The sequence below is a fragment of the Alphaproteobacteria bacterium genome, from assembly GCA_018662925.1.
In the GTDB taxonomy this organism is placed as follows: Bacteria; Pseudomonadota; Alphaproteobacteria; order 16-39-46; family JABJFC01; genus JABJFC01.
The window spans coordinates 1-4,139 of record JABJFC010000002.1 but is presented as its reverse complement, the minus strand read 5'-3'; the positions used below and the strand labels follow the sequence as shown (position 1 = coordinate 4,139).

General features: G+C 42.1%; 3 protein-coding genes. All 3 read left to right on the top strand.

Annotation, left to right across the window (positions count from 1 at the left end):
• The coding region (locus tag HOL16_00115) for an IS66 family transposase (GenBank protein MBT5389110.1) at positions 1–1,539 on the top strand (1,539 nt) is incomplete at its 5' end.
• Between the two features lie 67 nt (positions 1,540–1,606).
• Complete coding sequence (locus tag HOL16_00110; GenBank protein MBT5389109.1) at positions 1,607–2,533, top strand: IS110 family transposase; 927 nt, start codon at positions 1,607–1,609, stop codon at positions 2,531–2,533.
• 473 nt (positions 2,534–3,006) lie between these two features.
• Positions 3,007–4,032 (top strand): AAA family ATPase, encoded by a 1,026-nt coding sequence (locus HOL16_00105; GenBank protein ID MBT5389108.1) that lies wholly within the window; start codon positions 3,007–3,009, stop codon positions 4,030–4,032.
• The last annotated feature ends 107 nt before the right edge of the window (positions 4,033–4,139 follow it).

Here is a 4,139-nt window from a genome sequence, read left to right as displayed (position 1 = left end):
CTTTTGACCAGGCTACTTCGTCTAGAAGATGAGAGTGCTCGTTTTCAAGCTCAACTCATTTCCGAGGAAGAAAAAAATGTCAAACTTGAAGCCCGTATCGTTGAGCTAACCGCTTATTTGTGCCAAGCACGTCAACATCGATTTGGTCGGAAGTCCGAAAAGACTTTAAATGCCTCCGCACCGATCCTTCCCGGGTTGGAGCAAGTTTTTGATGAAGCCGCTCCTGAAGATGACACAAAATCAACAACACCATCCTCCAAGCCGAAAAGGAAAGCCTCAGGCGGGCGCAAACCCTTGCCTCAAAGTATCCCCCGCGAAGAGGTGTCCCATGATTTGGCTGAGCATGAAAAAATATGCTCCTGTGGGCAGCGTCTCCACTGCATTGGAAAAGAAACATCCGAACAGTTGGAAGTGATTCCAGCTAAAGTGAAAGTTCTCAAGCATGTGAGGTGGAAGTATGGCTGTAAATCTTGTGAGGAAACAGTTATTCTGGCTTCCATGCCGAGTCAACCCATTCCCAAAAGCATGGCAGCTCCAGGTCTTTTGTCTCATATATTGGTCTCCAAGTATGACGATCACTTGCCATTATATCGGCAGGCAGAGATTTGGGAACGAGCAGGGATTGATTTAGATCGAGCTACTTTGGGACGTTGGGTCATGAAATGTGGTGACTTATTAGAACCTCTTGTTGATTTGCTTCGAAAAGATCTTTTGTCATCAGGTTATATTCAAGCGGATGAAACCACCGTACAAGTCTTTGGGGAAAGGGGGAGGAAAAACACATCAAAGTCCTATATGTGGGTCTATAAAACAGGAGGAAATGATAAATTTAAAATTATATATGATTATTCTCCTGAGCGCAGTGCAACAGTCGCTTCAGACTTTTTAGGTGGCTTTAAAGGGTACCTTCAAAGCGATGGATACTCAGGGTACAAAAAGGTCTGTAAGGATTCAAAAGGGAGCGTGAAAAACCTGTGTTGTTGGGCTCATGCGCGTCGTAAGTTTGTAGAAATAGCTAAGATCTCAACGAAGGTCGGAGTTTCCACTCAAGCTATTGAAAAGATTGCATCGCTCTACGGAGTTGAAAAAAAGGCCAGAGAGTCAGAACTAAACTTTGATGAGGTCAAAACCCTTCGCGGGAAAGAATCACAGCCAATACTCGACGATTTGAAAAAGTTTCTTGAGAAACACCAAGGGTTAGCTCCTCCAAAAAGTACATTAGGGGAAGCGATAGGCTATACCTTGCGACGATGGAAAGAGTTGAACGTTTATTTAGAAGATGGATCACTATCTATTGATAATAATGAGGTTGAGCGGTGCATTCGGCCGTTTGCAGTGGGACAAAAAAATTGGCTATTCAAGGGAAGTGTGAAAGGCGCAGAGGCAAGTGCTGTAATTTACTCTCTTTTGGAGTCGGCCAAAAGCTACGGGCTTAACCCCTTTGACTATTTTGAAGATATTTTGAAAAAAATTCCCTTGGGCGAAAAACTAGAAAATCTTCTGCCATACAACTGGAAACAACCAGCTGATAAGGCTTAAAAGAAATTTCCTCCTCTGATGGTTACGCCAAACCTGCACTTCATGAACCGTTTACGAACTTTCGGATGTGAAAGCGATTGCTCACCACTTACAGTCCCAGGAGCTTGAATTAACAAAGGTAGGACTTGAAAGCGGCAGTCTGAGCCATTGGCTTACGACAGGATTATGTGAAGAAGGACTTGCCGCTATTTGTATTGATTCCCGTAAGATGGCCGCGATCCTATCAGTTCAAATTAATAAGACGGATAAGAACGATGCCCGTGGTATAGCCGATGCTCTACGTTGCAACTATTATAAAGAAGTCGAGCTAAAAAGTTGGGACAATATTGGCATTATATCAGTTTTAAAATCTCGTAAGCGTTTAGTTGAGCAAAGAATTCAGCTGACAAATTCCATACGTGGTATGCTTAAGGCATATGGAGTCCGTCTGGGCCCTATAGGCGTTGAAAAGTTTTCTGAGTGTATCAATAAAACACTCAATGATTTGCCGGAAATCTTTCAAAAGAGCATATCCAGCCTTCTTAATTGTATTGACCAACTCATTGAAGAGGTTAAAAAACTGGATAAGCTATTGAATGTCCTAGCTGCAAAAGACGCAGAAATAAAATTGCTAATGACAGTTCCTGGAGTTGGAAGGATAACCGCTATTGCGTACAAATGTGCCCTTGATGATCCATCTCGATTTAAAGATCCTTACAATGTTGGAGCATATTTTGGACTAACACCTCGACAATATTCTTCAGGTGAAAGGGTTCTCCAAGCGGGTATCTTCAAATGTGGCAATACAGATGTTCGAAGTTTACTCATGGAGGCAGCTCTTGTGATGCTTACACGGTCAAAAAAGTGGAGCAGACTCAAGGTTTGGGGGATTAAGATCGCCCAAAAACGAGGAACTAAAAAAGCTATGGTAGCTGTGGCACGAAAGCTCTCAATCATCATGTGTAAAATGTTAATTTCCAAATCGGAGTTTCAATATGGTCAAAAACCAGCTTGAGGGAAAGATGAGTATTGTAGTTATCAATCGATAAGGAGAATACAAAAGTTTCAAAGAAGAGATTCTTTGGAAGGAAGGTTTTGAAAAGAACAAGACCGATGAGATAGGTCAAGGCGGAATGAGGTTGGTGCTTTGACACCGTTGGGCACATTGCCTGGTCTATTTTATTATTCGAACAACATGTTGGAGCGGGAAAAGCCTATATTGCCTTTCCCATTATTAAGACTCCGAAGAGAACCCTGGAGCTGTTCTTTCATAGCCAAACAACCAAAATGAGCCAATGCTAAAAAGGAGACAAGAGATGACCTAACTACAGACGAATGAGTCACAGGAATTTTGTCTATGACCTGTCTGGAAGATAGCTGATAGACTATTTTCAACTCACTAAATTTGGTGTTGGTGGACAGAAAAAAAAAGATCCTTGACCCGGGTGCAATTAGAGAACTTCTTTTCAAGGAAAAGCCGTTGAGATTATGACTCAAGAAATTGGCATACCGTGCCATACTCTTCACAGCTTAAAATATTCTTGGGACAAATACGACAAACAAAAAGAATTGGTGGAAAGCGGCAAGCTCTGGGGGCGACCTTATTTGTACGCGTTTAACAAGATGAAGCAGCTGGAAAAAAGCCGTTTCACCAAGAATCCTGTGATCATTGTAGATGAAGCCAATATGATTGGGAGCACACTCTGGGAACCTTTCCTACGAGAGGCTGCTACTCAAGGAGCCAAAGTCCTCATTGTCCAAGACATCCATCAAATTAAATCTCGGGAACCCGGGGATATGGCTCGTCTTTTTGCAGAGAGATTTGGTTGTATAGAGACGAAAGAGGTCATGCGTCAACGTGTGAAGTGGCAAAAGGAGTGCTCTGCTCTTTTGAATGACACAAGGGTTTTAGATGGGCTAACACCTTATTATGATAAGGGATACATCAAATGGTTTGATGACAAGGATCAAACCATTCAGGCTCTCACAAATGCTTATCTCTCGGATATCAAAGAAAATCCCCATCAAACCCGAATTGCTCTGAGTTACAGAAACAGCGATGTTTTTGAACTGAACCAACAGATACGAAACGCTTTAAAAGAACAGGGGCACCTTCAAGACACTTTCAAACTAGAAGGCGTTGAGTTTGCAATTGGAGACAAGATTCGATTTACCCGTAATGATCAGCACTCTCAATTTGTAAAGCCAGTATATGACAATCCTATAGAGTTTATTAAAGGACAGTTTCAAGAAAAAGTGGGGGTTAAAAACGGCACCTTTGGAACCATCACCTCTTTTGAGCCCACAGGTCAGGTTAAGGTCGGATTAGACCAAGGTAGAGTGGTTAAGTTTGATAGATTAGAGTATGCCCATATCTCCTACGGTTATGCCATGAGTATCCATAAATCTGAAGGATCCACCTTTGATCAAAGCTTTGTCTTGCCGGATCCTTTGATGGATCCTTCTACCTTGCTTGTTGCTATACCCTTCGTGAATAAAAGTATGGACTTTTAAGAGAAACCATCTTATAAACTATTGTTATGAAGATGTTTTTAAGCCAATCAGAAGAAGAACAGCTAAGAAAGCAGCATCGTGGCGAGAAAAATCGCCGAGTAGCAGAT